This is a genomic window from Vibrio neptunius (genome assembly GCA_019339365.1).
Lineage (GTDB): Bacteria > Pseudomonadota > Gammaproteobacteria > Enterobacterales > Vibrionaceae > Vibrio > Vibrio neptunius.
In genome coordinates this window covers 2211603-2226176 of sequence record CP079859.1, presented here as the reverse complement: position 1 = coordinate 2226176, position 14574 = coordinate 2211603, and the positions used below count along the sequence as shown (strand labels likewise).

General features: G+C 46.1%; 16 protein-coding genes and 3 pseudogenes. 15 read left to right on the top strand and 4 right to left on the bottom strand.

Going from position 1 to position 14574, the window contains the following annotated elements; genetic code table 11:
- Window positions 1–85: 85 nt before the first annotated feature.
- A complete protein-coding gene (locus KW548_10635; protein ID QXX05663.1) occupies window positions 86–1303 on the top strand; it encodes an HDOD domain-containing protein in 1218 nt (405 codons plus the stop codon).
- Window positions 1304–1547: 244 nt separating this feature from the next.
- Here the strand turns inward: KW548_10635 and KW548_10630 are convergent, their stop codons facing one another.
- On the bottom strand, window positions 1548–1730 hold the full coding sequence (locus tag KW548_10630) for a hypothetical protein (GenBank protein QXX05662.1): 183 nt from the start codon (window positions 1728–1730) through the stop codon (window positions 1548–1550).
- 1353 nt (window positions 1731–3083) lie between these two features.
- Between KW548_10630 and KW548_10625 the strand changes: the two genes are divergently transcribed.
- Entirely contained in the window at window positions 3084–3860 is a 777-nt protein-coding gene (locus KW548_10625) for a transporter substrate-binding domain-containing protein (GenBank protein QXX05661.1), read from the top strand.
- Window positions 3861–4490: 630 nt separating this feature from the next.
- Here the strand turns inward: KW548_10625 and KW548_10620 are convergent.
- A pseudogene (locus tag KW548_10620) lies at window positions 4491–4824 on the bottom strand (hypothetical protein).
- A 257-nt stretch (window positions 4825–5081) separates the two neighbouring features.
- Between KW548_10620 and KW548_10615 the strand changes: the two are divergent.
- A pseudogene (locus KW548_10615) lies at window positions 5082–6091 on the top strand (substrate-binding domain-containing protein).
- A gap of 61 nt (window positions 6092–6152) precedes the next feature.
- Here KW548_10615 and KW548_10610 read toward each other — a convergent pair.
- Together KW548_10610 and KW548_10605 are read right to left on the bottom strand one after the other, a co-directional pair.
- Window positions 6153–7265, bottom strand: coding sequence for a diguanylate cyclase (locus tag KW548_10610; GenBank protein ID QXX05660.1), 1113 nt, complete (start codon window positions 7263–7265; stop codon window positions 6153–6155).
- A gap of 811 nt (window positions 7266–8076) precedes the next feature.
- Window positions 8077–8415: a hypothetical protein gene (locus KW548_10605; protein QXX05659.1), complete on the bottom strand. Its 339-nt coding sequence runs from the start codon at window positions 8413–8415 to the stop codon at window positions 8077–8079.
- 353 nt (window positions 8416–8768) lie between these two features.
- Here KW548_10605 and KW548_10600 point away from each other — a divergent pair, with 353 nt between their 5' ends.
- From KW548_10600 to KW548_10545, 12 genes and pseudogenes are all read left to right on the top strand, one after another.
- Complete coding sequence (locus tag KW548_10600) at window positions 8769–9590, top strand: hypothetical protein (protein ID QXX05658.1); 822 nt, start codon at window positions 8769–8771, stop codon at window positions 9588–9590.
- Window positions 9591–9599: 9 nt separating this feature from the next.
- Window positions 9600–9876, top strand: a pseudogene (locus KW548_10595) (hypothetical protein).
- Between the two features lie 9 nt (window positions 9877–9885).
- Entirely contained in the window at window positions 9886–10026 is a 141-nt protein-coding gene (locus KW548_10590; GenBank protein QXX05657.1) for a hypothetical protein, read from the top strand.
- Window positions 10027–10209: 183 nt separating this feature from the next.
- The gene (locus KW548_10585; protein QXX05656.1) at window positions 10210–11199 is read left to right on the top strand and encodes a hypothetical protein; all 990 of its coding nucleotides are present in this window, start codon (window positions 10210–10212) and stop codon (window positions 11197–11199) included.
- On the top strand, window positions 11196–11933 hold the full coding sequence (locus tag KW548_10580; GenBank protein QXX05655.1) for a hypothetical protein: 738 nt from the start codon (window positions 11196–11198) through the stop codon (window positions 11931–11933). The genes KW548_10585 and KW548_10580 overlap by 4 nt, the downstream gene beginning before the upstream one ends.
- The gene (locus KW548_10575; GenBank protein QXX05654.1) at window positions 11933–12346 is read left to right on the top strand and encodes a hypothetical protein; all 414 of its coding nucleotides are present in this window, start codon (window positions 11933–11935) and stop codon (window positions 12344–12346) included. Before KW548_10580 ends, KW548_10575 begins: the two co-directional genes overlap by 1 nt.
- The gene (locus KW548_10570) at window positions 12330–12665 is read left to right on the top strand and encodes a hypothetical protein (GenBank protein QXX05653.1); all 336 of its coding nucleotides are present in this window, start codon (window positions 12330–12332) and stop codon (window positions 12663–12665) included. The genes KW548_10575 and KW548_10570 overlap by 17 nt, the downstream gene beginning before the upstream one ends.
- 56 nt (window positions 12666–12721) lie before the next feature.
- Complete coding sequence (locus KW548_10565) at window positions 12722–13150, top strand: M15 family metallopeptidase (GenBank protein QXX05652.1); 429 nt, start codon at window positions 12722–12724, stop codon at window positions 13148–13150.
- On the top strand, window positions 13147–13557 hold the full coding sequence (locus tag KW548_10560; protein ID QXX05651.1) for a hypothetical protein: 411 nt from the start codon (window positions 13147–13149) through the stop codon (window positions 13555–13557). Before KW548_10565 ends, KW548_10560 begins: the two co-directional genes overlap by 4 nt.
- Window positions 13554–13712: a hypothetical protein gene (locus KW548_10555; protein ID QXX08097.1), complete on the top strand. Its 159-nt coding sequence runs from the start codon at window positions 13554–13556 to the stop codon at window positions 13710–13712. Before KW548_10560 ends, KW548_10555 begins: the two co-directional genes overlap by 4 nt.
- Complete coding sequence (locus KW548_10550; GenBank protein QXX05650.1) at window positions 13705–13881, top strand: hypothetical protein; 177 nt, start codon at window positions 13705–13707, stop codon at window positions 13879–13881. Before KW548_10555 ends, KW548_10550 begins: the two co-directional genes overlap by 8 nt.
- 88 nt (window positions 13882–13969) lie before the next feature.
- The gene (locus KW548_10545) at window positions 13970–14527 is read left to right on the top strand and encodes a hypothetical protein (GenBank protein ID QXX05649.1); all 558 of its coding nucleotides are present in this window, start codon (window positions 13970–13972) and stop codon (window positions 14525–14527) included.
- Window positions 14528–14574 lie beyond the last annotated feature (47 nt).

The window sequence follows — 14574 nt, the reverse complement described above, 5'->3', positions numbered from 1 at the left end:
TATTATTTCTATTTATTGTTCAATAACAAATAGATCGTCACGTTGTGCTACTATTGTTTTCAGGATCCAGTACCGAGCTTGTCCCTTGTTACTCACTAATAAGAAATACAATCAAGAGGCTAACCAGCTTGCGAGCGACATTGCGGTATCTACGAGAGAACGTTATGCCAAATGGTTGGTAAGCTTAAAGTATGTTCTTGACCAGTCTGATGTAGATTCTGTACTTAGCCGTCAGAGCGAGTTTTGCGACACGGTAATCTTTAACGAAAAAGAACGTGTCATGAAGAATCAGCGTTTGTTACTCAAGTGCGAGAAACTCAAAGTTAAGGAGAGGCGTCAAGCGGCTGAAAAAAGACAAAAGGTACATGAAAGCGTCATTGAAGATATTTCGAGATTAGCTATGAAGAGTATGATAGAACGACTCTCTGAATTGGAAGTTTTGAAACTCTTTGGACGTTTTCCCGATTTTTCCTATTTTTTAAGCACTGCATATTCGCCTTCGGTTAGCTACAGCAAACTTGATGTGTTAGCTGTGAACGATCATCAATTGAAGAATAATCTTTTCGAGCTTTGTAAAAACCCCAAATTTTGTGCTCGTCTTGGCAAAACTATCAGAAGTTTCACTGATACTAAGATGGCAATAGGTCTGTTGGGTATCGACAACAGCCGTATTCTGTTTCCTATTCTCATGGTTAAACCTTTACTTCGTTGGGATGAGCCCTCTACTAAATTGATTGCTCCCAAACTTTGGCAGCATATGATTTTGACTGCCAACGTGACTCGATTACGCTTGGAGGCCGCCGAAGTCAAATCGCCAGAGCAGGGGGTAGCCATCGGGATTTTACGCACAATTAGTCAGTTTGCCATCGTTAACAATTTTCCAATGATGTTCGAGGATGCATTGATTGAGCGAATGCAGTTTTATCGAGATAAAAACCGCCGCGAGGAATATTACGCGTGCACAGAAATTAAGCCAACAATGAGTATTCTTCCTGAAGTCATTATTAGTCTGGAAAAGTCACTCACTCGTAAAGTGGTCGAATTCATAGATTGGTCACCAACCAACGTACATTTAAAGAATGCTCTGTTAGAAGATTTGGAAGAGACACCAATGTTGGATAGAAGCCCTTATGGTGTTGCACTGGCGCAGGCTCAGGCTTACTCAATATATGATGCTCTTGAACGCAGTCACGTATTTGTTGACAAGCATAAGCCTTTTTGGTTTGCAAACGTACAAATGCCACCGGATGCATTAAAAGCAATTCGCAACAGCCATCCTGGGCGCATAGAATTAAGTTCCTGAGCTTTAAGTACGCGTTTTAATGCACTATAACTAAAAATTTTACTGTATATGCACTATATGTAACCCAAAATGAATAGGTGTAGATGATTAACCGGGCAGATTCGTGCAATGGCGCTGGTACGTTACCTCCCGGATGTGGTTTAAGTGATGGGGACCATCTTTGATTTGGGTGCATGAGTAAAGGAAAGGTATGTGTTTGTGTAGGTCTGAAGCTCTCTGCACTAACGCTGAGAGCTTCTTTTTATCAAGACTCGATAACAATATCAGCGTCGTCCGTAGTAAATAAGTTGGCTTTGTTTTGTTTTATTAGTTGTGCAGCGTAGGAAGGAGTAACAGCATGTACATCGCCTTTAGCTTTCAATGTATATGCTTCCCATGCTTGATCACGGTATTTGCCAGTTTGAGTGTATTGAATTAGTACTTTCATCTTGACCTCACTATGTAACGGTTGGTGAACCTAGTATTAACAGTAATGCGATCATTCCAGATATGCACCTGATAAAAATGCAACATAAGATTAACCTCTTCAGTAACGTAATGTGGCACGGGATTCGCAACGGTACATTGTTCGGGTAGGGTATTAGTACTATTTGTCCAACCGATAAAAAACTTTAGCGATTGGCTTCCAAATTATGATGTGTTTCGACAATAACTGGTCATACAAGTGCTAAATTTTAATTTTTGCCGAGTTATTGATGGTATTTAATTTAAGTGATTGAATTTAATGGATGTATAGATTTATTTTAAAAATTTTAATTATGATTAATAACAAATACATAATGATTATTTCTATATAAATAATCACTCTTGCTCATATATGTAGTCAAATATCTATAAAACAATCTTTTTGCTGGACGAGCTTCACAGAGATGTATTGTGATGGCTTTCATAAAAAAATGAATTTGTTACTGTAAGCGGGCCTTGGGAGATAATCCAAGTGCCTTACGTTTGCTGTTTCGGGTAAGCAGGCCGGCTCCTCGTGAGCCGGTTCTTTTTATTTTAGCGGTGGATAATTTGTATCACATCGTAGTACGGCCTTCCTTTCCTATATATTTGTTGGCCAGCGCGTCATGCTGCAAGTGATTCCGGATAGAAACGGGCGCAGGCTTCCAATTGTGCGACAAGTTGATTTTGATTTGTTAGCCGACGATACCATCGTTTGCAAACAGATTTTGTAGCGAAATTTCAAAGTTTAGGTTAGTTCTCATCTTTTTTGGGAACAATGTTCATAAAGCAGTTTTACTTTGGGTGAGCTCACATTGGCAATGAACAGTGCTTTCATTGACTACATCGATATAGCTATGGTGAATGAGTCCGACGGGTATATCCAGAAGACGCCTTACGATCTCTTTCTATGAAAGTTTATTGGCTCAGCGTTGAGCCTTTTTTTTTGTCTAAACGTTACATTGCAATTCTGAATGAATCACGTCGCCAACTCACTTTGGTAGTAAGGTGGACGTTCTGCGGTATACAGCCAACCAGCTCCCAGTTGCTGATAAGAACCATCGTCAGTAAGCGACATATTTTAAATAAGTAACGGGTGATAGTGGTATTGCTTTCTATTTGTTCATACTTGAAGCAGCCCCTGCGCACGGTGAAAGCGGGGTAACACAAGCCGAAGCAGACAGGTAACGCTTCATTACGAATACTCTCGTAGCAAAATAACATGTCTTCACAATTTTAGCCGCGCTCCTAAAGTCTGCGATTGTCGTAAATGATCAGACAATCATGCGATTAGACTCTATGCTTTGTTTAGTCTTGCTTGAAAGGTAAAGTGTCTATGAATCATCTTGTTTGCAAACTGACAGCCTTACTCGTGATGGGTTTATTGTCACTTCAGGTAATGGCGACAACCACTCTCAAATTGGCTTATTCAGATGTTGAATCTTATCCGTTTCAGATGGGAAATGGCACAGATGTCGCTGATCCTCCCGGGATAGCATTGGATGTTATCAATCGTGTCGCAGAACAGTTAGAGCTGGATGTAAAATATGTTCGCCTACCAGGGAAACGGGTTCTACAAGACATAAGCAATGGAGACGTCGATGGTGGGTTTATTTTTTCCTACAATACCCAGCGTGCACAATATGCTCACTATCCTATGAACGGAGACAAGCCCGACGGCAGCAAACGTATTGCTACTATCGGATACTACTTCTATACACTCCAAGATCATATGTTTAATTGGGACGGAGAAAGTTTAGCGGATCTAGACCAAAAGGTTGGTGCGCATTTGGGTTTTTCGATCGTTAGAGAATTAAAGAAAAAGCAACTAAAAGTATTTGAAGTAAAAACAACAGCGCAGTTGTTTAATATGTTGCAGTTAAAGCGCTTGTCGGCAATTGCAGTCCAAGATACGATGGCAAAACAGTTTTTGAGCAAACAGAAGATCAGCGATGTAAAGCAAGTTCAGCCAGCCATCACAACAAAAGATTACTACTTGGTCTTAAGCCATAAATTTGTTGAAACTAATCCGGAACTGGCAAAAAACATATGGCAAGCCATTGAAGAGTTGAGAGAGGATGTCTTTACACAACATCAAGATAAATATCATTGATCAAAGAGTGTGTTTTACTTGTGACATCGCTGGCCAACGTTTTTTTAAAGTCTGTTGAAAGATGGAAAACGAAAATCAGAGAATTTTAACTAGGACCCTAAATGAAGAAACCGTATCTTGGCATCTTGCTAGTAGCCGCAGTATTTCCAACATGGGCTGCGAACAATCCAAACATTGAATTTATCACCCATATCACATGCAAAATGGGAGGTTGCACAATGGTTTGCACTTCCGCGGAAGGAAAAAAAAGACGTCAAAGCCAAAGGGATCAATAGTGCAGACATCCTCACCTACAAGAGCGGTACAGTTCAGTATAATTTAGTTGTCGGTTTTCAGAAAATAGTCGTAACTTCACCAGCGGGTACTGAGTCATGTTCGTTAAACAATATTGATAAGGTTGAGAGTCAGTAAACAGAACGGAGCGTAAACCGCTTAGTTGTTGTTCACTGCAATCATTTAAATACCGTTGCTTCGACCTCGGTTTGGTGGTGTTTGAATAAGTCAGCCACCTTTGCTGAGTATCATTTTGGCCGAAAAACTGACCATGCCAATAACTCAAAAAGATTGGTGCAGTGATTAAACGAGAAAGTCAGGACAAGTAGGGTGGGCATCACCACGGCGATTGTTGGTTTAAACGTACTCAAAGAACAACTGATTTTTGTAGTGAGTGTCGATAAGCTGTTGTATTTCAGAAACAAAGTACTCGTGCTTTTTATAGAATTTATCTCCCATTAACAACGTATGCTGCATGATGTCCTTGACTAACTCTAGCCGTGAACTTGGCAGTAAAAAATGAGGTTTTTGTTGTCTAAGTTTCACTAATAAATCACCGAGCTTTTTAAGCTCAGCCATGATTTTTTTATGCTCTATGCCTTTTTTTTTGCATATTGATCTCCCAAAACCAGATGATTAAATGATCTTCACAAGCTATTGCTTTACTGTCTGGCAAGTTCATAGTGTTCATTTGAGATAAATCCGTTTTTTTAGATGTTGCCAAAATGTTTGCATTTGCTCTGCTCACATTGTGATGGGTCATGCATACTCGAATGTTATAATAGTGAACTTTATCAAAATAATTGAATATCAAAAAGTCATGCTTACATAGATTTACATTGCTGATACTGAGATGGATGACACGGAACAAAGCTCCCAAATTTTACTTTTTGAGCTAAGTTTTAAGTGACAGGTAAAATTTTTAGTCATTCAAAGGAACGGGCCAACATGATTGGGTTTATAAGGAATGTGACTATTCTCAGCTTGCTATTCAGTACTCTCAGCGTATCTGAGTCAAAACAGCTTCGATTTGCAGTGGTTCCCAAAGAAGAGAACAACCCTTTTTTTGAGGCAAGCAAAGAAGGGTGCATGGCCGCAGCGAAAGGTTTGGACCAGGTGGAGTGTGTTTATCGAGGCCCCAAAAATGTTGATGTGCGTAAGCAGGACAAAATCATTTCTGCTCTTTTGGATGAGGGGATAGATGGTATCGCTATTGCCGTTCCTCAATCAGAATATATGCTCCAGCGTAGTATAAAAAAGCACAACAGATGGGGGTTCCCATCATTACGTATGATGCGGATTTTTCACAAGAAGTATTGGAACGTAATCCCACGTTAAGAGCGGCTTATATTGGCACTAACGATTTTGATTTAGGCAAAGCACTGGGTGAGCAGCTTAAATCAATGCTTCCCAATGGGGGGACTCTGATCATTCAAAGTGGCAGACCAGACTCTCCAAATTTAAATCTGAGGATAATGGGGATTCGTTCAGCGTTGTCTGGTCAAGAGTATTTAACACCGCCCGGCGAGCGCTTGAAGGGAGCAAACGGTTGGACTGAATTTAGTGAGCCTCTGTACAATTTCGGCCAATTTGAACGAGCCTTAGCCGATCTCAACAATGTCCTTAACTCATACCAAGAACGTGAAATTAACGCCATCGTGGCAGTAGGGGGATGGAGCCAATACCTGGATAGATACAAAGACGTCGTCACTCCTCACAAGCAGGCCATGATGAACCGAGAAATCATCATCATTACCGCCGATACAGCGCAGGAACAATTGGTCTATCTAAAGGACAATCTCGCCCACGGAAACGTGGGCCAAAACCCTTATGAGATGGGTAAACAAGCTATCTTAACCCTCTATAAACTGGTCAATAATCAATCCGTAGACGCAGTAATGTATACACCGATGACGCATTGTACTTCTGAGAATTATCGCACTTGCACCAATAACTAACAGTGGAATGGGGGCTAACGAACAACAACCAGAGTAACACGAGCTTGTCGGCTGGCTCATGCTATTTTCCTGTCGACTTATTCGCTTTTACGGCCACCAGTCTTTTATTCTCTTTGTTTTTATCCTGTCGTTTATCTAGATACATATCTTTGTCGGCCTTAGACAAGGCAGAGTTAATGGAGATGTAGTCATTTGGACCAGTTTGACACATACCTATACTTAGAGAGATGTCGTTTCTAATGGAGTGTAATTGCTTCCAGAGTCGAGGTACATAAGTGAAATTGGCATCTTTCTCCCCACATCTTGGCATTATGATCGCGAACTCATCACCGCCCATGCGAAAACAAAGATCAACGCTACGAGATATTCCACGAATACTATCGGCTACTGCAATCAGAACACTATCACCGTCTTCATGACCATAGGTATCATTGAATTTTTTGAAATCATCGACATCAATATAAACAACGGTCAGTGGCTCATTTCTCGTTTTGGCTTCTCGAAATACTGGCTCAACCAATTCTTCAAACGCTCGCTTGTTGTAAAGGTTGGTTAGAGGATCAAGGCGTACCATATCCTCTAAGCTTTGAGTACGCCGTGCGACTAAGCTTTCTAGGTCACCAACGTAATCAAAGTACTTATTCTTTTCGAATTCAATCTCATGCATCATGCTTCGGATATAAGTATCAAACACATAGGATACATCAAAGTCCATTAGACGATTGATTATTGTACACAACCTATCGGCATTTTGCTTGTCGTCGATATTTTTGCAAATAGTAAAAAAGACAGTTTCTTTTAGATAGTTCACTGCAGAAAGGTAGAGTTGAGGGTCGACACCGATTCGTTTGTGGACTAAGCCTATCCGTAATCTGTGTTCGACGTAGTCAAGATTTATCTCCTTAGAGAATAGATCCATCACGTATTTTCTTTGGGCCATCATTAATCGTTGCAATGTTCCCGCATCACCAATCAACGACTCAACTTCGGGTATCTGAGTTTGGTGGTAGTAAAAAGTATCAACTAAACCATCTATCTCACGGTTAATCATTGTCTTGAGACTCCTTATTTCTTGAAGGTCAGAGTCCGTCAGTCGAAAAAGAGAAAGGCGTTGTTTCAATGAGGTTTCAGATATTTTTTGTTGCTCAACAAGAGACTTGTCGGTGATTTTCATACTCGATTTCCTAGCCAAATATTACTTTCGTTATCTTTATTCCAAAATTGTAGTAGAAAAGTTTTATAAAAAAGTATGTGGAGGGTTAAAAAAGATTGCTGTTCAAAAGTATGACAGTGGCAATTGGTATGTCACCTAGTACATAGCTAGTATAATAATGACGAGCGCTATAGCTTGAACAACGGACTTAGATGCCCCTGCGCAAGATTACTAGCTACTAGGAACATCGATGTCGGCAGGTGATAAATAGTCTAATCGCGGTTACTAAAGATGCCGCGATTTTATGTTCGAATGTCGTTCAGGCCTTTTTGTCGTTGTTGATCGCGGACTGCTTCAACTAGGCTAGTTTTAGGTTGAGACTTGAGGAGTGCGCTTGATATGCACCATCAAGCGCAAGAATTGAGAATAAATCCAAACAGTGCGTGAGCTTTTATCTCATAATGATTCGATAAGCGTAGCAACCGGGCCCGTTATCGTACTCAACCTGTACCTGTTTACCAGCAGTTTGGGCTGTCAAAGCGATTGAGGTAAAAGATTTGTAACCATCTTCGTTTGCACCATCTGGTACAATTTTGTAGGACTGAATTATATTACCAGTACACTCATCTGCAACTCCCGTAGGAGCAATGATGAATACTGGCCCGTTGTGATCTGCACCAACTTGAGTGTACGCCGACTACATTCTCAAGTCGCCCGGCATCGGCAATCATCGACAGGGAAAAATCTACCCCGCCCGTTAGGTGAGGCTAAGCAAAGAGGCGCAGTACCTCATAGACCAGAGAGGAAATGCGCACTCGCTTAGTCGTGCGGGTTAGTTGAGCGGCGATAATTCACCAAGCGGGCTGCACCCTGAATCGGTCCGAGTGATGGTCATGACGGGTGTGTCATCTGGGCTTATGGAGTAGGTCGCGCCATAGTTACAATTCGTGCCAAATTCGGCTTTGAATCGATACGTTTTGCCCTCAATTTTTAGATCCTGATAATTTCTGCTGTGCCAATCGGGTGTGTAAGGCAAATACACATGCCCGAGGTTAATTTTGCTTGGTGCGCTGCCAATCTTCACTTGTATCGTGTAATCCAGTGAAACGCCATCGGCATACGCAGGGAGCGCTAACACAGACAGTGAAGCCATCAACATAAGTTTTTTCATAATAACCTCGATAAATAGACGTTGGATGCGTTGTGCATCACATCGGATACTAGTTGGCCTGAGCACGATAAAAGGTAATTAAAGGATAATTTATCGAACACGGTTAGGAATAACCTATTAGGTACAACGCCTTGCCTAATAGATTTGACTGGCTGACGTTGTGGCGAAAATCGTCCTAAGGTCAGGGCATCCATTCCACAGAGGGTGTCAGCATGAGACTCAATGCACGCAACATGGCCATCATTGCCGGTGTCTCGGCAGTGACAGCAGGTGCGATTATCTTTGCCGTCAACAACAAAGTGGCCGGCTTAGATAAGTACCTCGGCAAATCCGGTTGGTTCTAAGGGGGCGTTATGTCAGTGAAACCAATCAAACTCAATTCCATGGTCGGAGCCGCTTGGGGGCAGAAAGGCACCTTGCCTATCCCCAACGGCCCGACGTATCACGAACTGGTGCTCGAAACCAACGCCGAAGCGCAGGACATGACGCGGATTTCCATCACGCTCAATGCGGAAGAAATCTACGTGTTAACCGGCGAAGAGCTGGTGATGCTGGAGCGCTATAAACGCCGTGACGCCACCGCGGGCCATTACGTCATTCCCTTCAGTGATGTGGTTGCCCGAACCAAAAACGGGGTGCGTTACACCGGCTTAGTCACCGAGCTCGGCGACAACATCCACCTCGATATCCAGTTCCGCAATAAACGCGCAGACGCCGATAAGCTGACCATTCAGGTGCATGCCTGGGTGAGCAATGCCCAGGCGATGCGGGTGGTCGTGCCGCTGATGAAACGCGAAACCATGCCGGCCAACGCTCAGGGCGTGAACGAGTTCACCAACCTGATTGCCAGCCCGCTGATCAGCATTCGTCGTATGCACTTTATGCACGAGGGCATCACCAAGCTTGAGATTGAGCGCGACTTCGTCAAAGAGTTCGAAGCCAACCGGTTTATCTCGGAAGCGAACGCCAAGCGCAATGAACGCACCCCTCAATCGGGGTACTTCCACTTTGATCCGATTGTGCGTGGCTTCTCGATTGACGAACTGTTCCCGACTCAGCACAGCTCCAACCTCAAGTTCTCGGTGACGACAGAAGACGTCCCAGGCTCCATTCCGATTTTGGTGGAGTCGGTGCGACTCGAGCGACCAGAGAAGCTGAACGGTGGCGCGGCCTAAGGAGCGCCTATGAAAAGCTTTTTTGATGATTTACTGGAATTTGGCGCCGGTGCGCTCGATTCCGTCGGAGAACACGCGGATTGGTTGTTTAATAACACCAACCAATCCTCAAACCCCAATACCACTCAGCAGCCGAATCATCCCAGAATCGATGATGCGGGCAACGTGGTCACTCGGCCAATGGCGAGCCCCCCAAGGTAAGGTCAACCCAATGTTGTGGTATGTCGGCGGTGGGCTTGGCCTGTTGGCGTTGGCTCTTATCGTCGTATTGGCGTTGAAGAAATAGGAGACGCGTATGCCACTGGTATTTTGGGCGCTGGGCGGTTTTGGGGTTGGCAGTGTGTTTGGCTTAAGTGCCGGCAAAGGCCTCAACAAATTGATGCTCCTCGTCGGCATGATCGCCGTGTTGCTGTACCTGTTTAAAGGAGGCCGGTGATGCTGGGTTCGTTAACCTCACTCACGGGCGGTGGAAGCCTGCAAGGCGGGGCGTCAGGCCCGGCGATGTCGGGCACCTCCGGAAACAGCACCCACAACATGGGGTTCACCGGCGGTGGCATCCAGCTCGGAGGCAACCAATCACCCTGGTGGTTGTTGGTGGTGCTAGGGCTGTTCGTCCTGTATGTGGTCCTTAACAAGTCGTCTTGAGCCTGAACAATGGACACGGGTTAAACAACAACTTAAACCCGCCCTGAAAGACTACTTCAACGACGCCGAACGGGCCGTGCAACAGGGCAGTGAACAGGTCTTTCGCCTAGAAGACACCGTGATGCTGCTGCGAGGTGAATCGCTGCCCGATGGCCGCCATGAACTGGTCGTGGTCGCCTTAGTGGGCAAGATGGCCGCCGGCACCTTGGGCGCCATCAACCACGCCAGGGCCAACGGATTTGACTCAATCCGTGCGCATTTCTTTCGACCAGGCGCGGAGCGCTACCTACGAGAAAAGCTCAAGCTGCCGGTACAAGAGATTGAGCGTCGAGGGGATGAACGGGTTTTACGGATAAGGTTTGCAGATATGGGTGGAAGAAGCTCTTCACAAAGCCGTCAAAGCAACGTCACGACCACCACCAATACGAGTGGGAGTGCCGCCGCGGGCCGCGACAACTACGGCGTGATGCTCGCTGGAGTCAATGACTCCGACATCAACCTCACCATGACCGACCACGGTGCAATGAGTATCGCCGGCAATTTAGCCGAAGAAGCGCTCGACTTTGGCCAACAAACCCTCAAGTCGAACGAAACGGTCGTCACCGGCGCGCTGGATAGCGTCAACCACACCGTGGATGAAGCCTTCACGTTTGGCACCTCGGCGATGGATGAGGCCTTCACGTTTGGCAGCTCCACCGTGGATGAGGCCTTCAGCTTTGGCTCGACCGCGCTCGAAGAAAACGCCGAAGTCAGCCAATACGCGATAGATTCGATTAAATCCATGGCCGGCCAACAAACCGAAACCACCAAAGCCGCTCTGGCCATGGCCAGCGACGCCAAATCGCGCGAGCAAACCGGGGGCTTGGAGTCAGATAACGCCTTATTGAAAAACGTCTCACTGATCGTCGGGATTGCCGGCACCATCATCACCGTGGCGTTTTTGGTCACAAGGAAAACCGCATGAAACAACGTCATACCCTTGAACCCAATCAGACCCTGAGCTTCAACGCCGGACAGGCGGGGAAGTTTCTTATTCTGCGCGAATCAACCCACGACTTACTGCTGTGGGGGGATGCGCTGCGTCCGACCGAAATCCAGCGCGGCGATACCATCGACGTTACCGCCTTCAATGAGCTGACGCTCGAAAACCACCACCGCGACGCCGCCACCTTTGAGTACCAAATCAGTGACGTGCCGATCCTCACGCAAGCACAGAAAATCGATGTGTCGAATTCAGTCTTGGTGCACGAGGTGCAACGGCCAGTGAATGTGGTCGAAATCCAACGCCCGGTCAAAACCGACATTCAGAACCCGTTGCTCAACGTCCAGGTCGACAATGACCGCTTAGACGTGAATGTGGTCGACATCCAACGCCCGGTCAAAACCGACATTCAAAACCCGTTGCTCAATGTTCATGTCGATAACGACAGCCTCAACGTCACGTCGAACGACAACTTATACACTTATGCGCCCATCAAAGATGGCGTGCTTGAGCTTAAAGGTAGGAAGCAAATCATCGAAGGCAGCGAAGCACGCAAAGCGCTGATCCTGCAGTTGCCAGATATAAACGTCCACTCAGTGTTGGTGCAAGGCTTTATCATCCTCTACCCCGGAGGCCATCTGACGCTGAACACCAACCAAGACGTCACCGTCCAAAGCCAAGCTTGGGAATACCTTAAGATTGGGGAGATGCGCTGATGAAACTCAACAACCCCGTAGTAACGGGTTTTCAATCGCTAAGCATGGAGATGGAAGAAGCCACCATCACCGATGCCACCGACCGAAAAGTGAAGTTCGTCTTGTCAAAAAACAACGAACTGCTTGAGGTTCAAATCCGTTGGGGCGATAAGGATAACCAAAGACCAAAAGATATAAACCAAGTCGTTTTATGGCATCGATGCTATCAAGCGAACGGGCTCATGGTTCCCGATACTTACCGGGCAATGGTCGTTCCGTTTTCTTCTAATATGAGCAATCGGTGCTACAGCATCGCCATAATGACCCCCGAAAAGGCACGTTTTATCGAATTCAATTGCTCGTACGTCAATATCACGGTGGCCATCATGGGACGTATTCGATTTAAGGGATATCCTAATGATACAAGTCGATAAGCAAGGTCGAATCATCAGTATTAACGCGCCTCAACCGTCGACAGAGCTCATCCGTGTCGACGCGCCGCCTGCGCCTGAGGTGCTGGCACATCCAGAACACTACCGTTGGAGTGGTGAGGCCTTTGTCCTGCTGCCTGATGTCGAGCAACAGCAACGATTAGCCCAGCAGCGTGAACAGGCGAAACGCTATCTGGACGCGACCGATTTTTATCTGACGCGCCAGTTTGAAACCGGGGCCGACGTGCCGCCAGAAGTGCGGACCAAACGGGCTAAGGCCCGAACCTTACTCGTCACCCAATTGCCGGATTTTGACCTATGAGCGTCACCAAGTTGGGCACCCTCGCTGGGTTCCTGACGTTAATCGGAGTGTACCTGATGAACAAAAAAACCATCGATAAAGCCGTCAGCGGCTTTGTGCTGTCGGTCAAAAGCGAAACCAAACTGACGGGCGTCCATCACGACCTCAAAAACGTCGTGCGCCGCGCGCTCGAACTCAGCCCGTTTGATTTTGGCATCACCTCAGGCAAACGCACGGCAGAACAGCAACACGCCTTGTTTAACGACGGCGCCAGCCAGCTCGACGGCTACTCACGCATCAGCCGCCACCAAACCGGCCACGCCATCGACTACGTCGTGTATGACGAACACGGCAAAGTGACCTGGGGCTTCAGTTACTACGAACAAGTCAGCTGGGCCTTCAAACAAGCGGCGAGGGAGCTCGGCGTACCGATTGTCTGGGGCGGCGACTGGACCTCGTTCAAAGACGGCCCGCACATCGAACTCGACCGCCAGGTGTACCCATGATTGGCGCCTTACTCAATCTCGTCACCGGAGGCATCGATGCCTACAAACAACACGGCATCAACAAAGCCAACGCCCTCAAACGCAAAGATGAAATCGACCAGGAACGCCACAACGCCAAAGTCAAACGCCTTCAATCCGGCGATGAAAAGGCGGCCAACCTGGACGAAGTCTCGATCCGAGAGCGCGGCCTGAAAGACGAGTTCATCCTGTTGGTCGTCTTTATTCCGCTCATATTGTCTTTCATTCCAGACTACGCCGGTTACGTCCAAGACGGATTCAAAGCGCTCGAGTTCGTACCGGAATACTACTGGTACATCGTCGGCGCCGTCGTGATTGATACCTTTGGCTTCCGCTCCATGGTGCGCTACTTACTGGAATTCTTTTCATTCAAACTCAGGGGGCAATGATGGGATTAGTCGAAGCCTTGGTCATTTCCCTGGTCACCGGCCTGGTCTCGAGCGCCGCGACCATCGCCGCCCTCAAAACCGACATCAATTGGATTAAGAAAGTCCAACAAGATCAGGAACAACGAATTCGCAAACTGGAGGATAGTCATGGTTAAAAGCAGAAAAGGGCGCAAGGCCAACGGCCAGCTCAAGAAGGGCTACACCATCAAAGGGGGCGAGTCGTCAAAGCCAGCAAAACCAAACGACGCAAAACCCGCCGCCGACGCTAACCAAAACCGCTCAACAGGGCGGTTTTTTTGTGCCCGAAGTGCGTCACCACATTAAAGTGACTCGCCACGCTCGGCATTAAATTATTGGGTGCATCACACAGAAAGTACGTACAGCTTAGCCATCGCTTCATACGGTTTGTAATATGTACATCAAAATAGATAAACAGGGCTCGACTTTGACTAGCTGGATCCTTCAAGACTTCAATATTGGTGATATTTCATGTCAAATCATCGAGTTCACCGTTGAGCATCATGACTATGTCATGGTGTTCAACCTAGTGAATGCTACTCGAACCAAAGACATGATTAATGAAAAAGCCGATGAGCTTGGTATTGAGTACCGAGAACACAGTTATGAGGTCAAATTTGACCTCAAAGTGAACTTTGAGTCGGATAATTTCTTTGACAAGCCTGATATCGCGCTCTCAGTTACCGCGATGCGTGAGCTGGGTTACATCATCAAAGAGCTGCTCGATTTCCACTATCGAAATAGCCATGCCGAAGCTTATCTCTATGTTGCTGAAAGTGACAAACTCAAGCGCTTTTATGATCGGCTTGCCAAGCTCTATAGCGAAGAGTTACACTTTGTAGTAACAAACAACTTAGGTGAGGAGGCTTTAGGTTATGAAATCACAACCCCAAGCTACAAAAGCGAAAGAGGCGAAAGTCGAAGCGATGAAGAAAATCAAAGCGGCCTATAGCCAAGCCAAAAAAGAAGGTAAGGTAAAATCCTACCAAATCTCTCCTA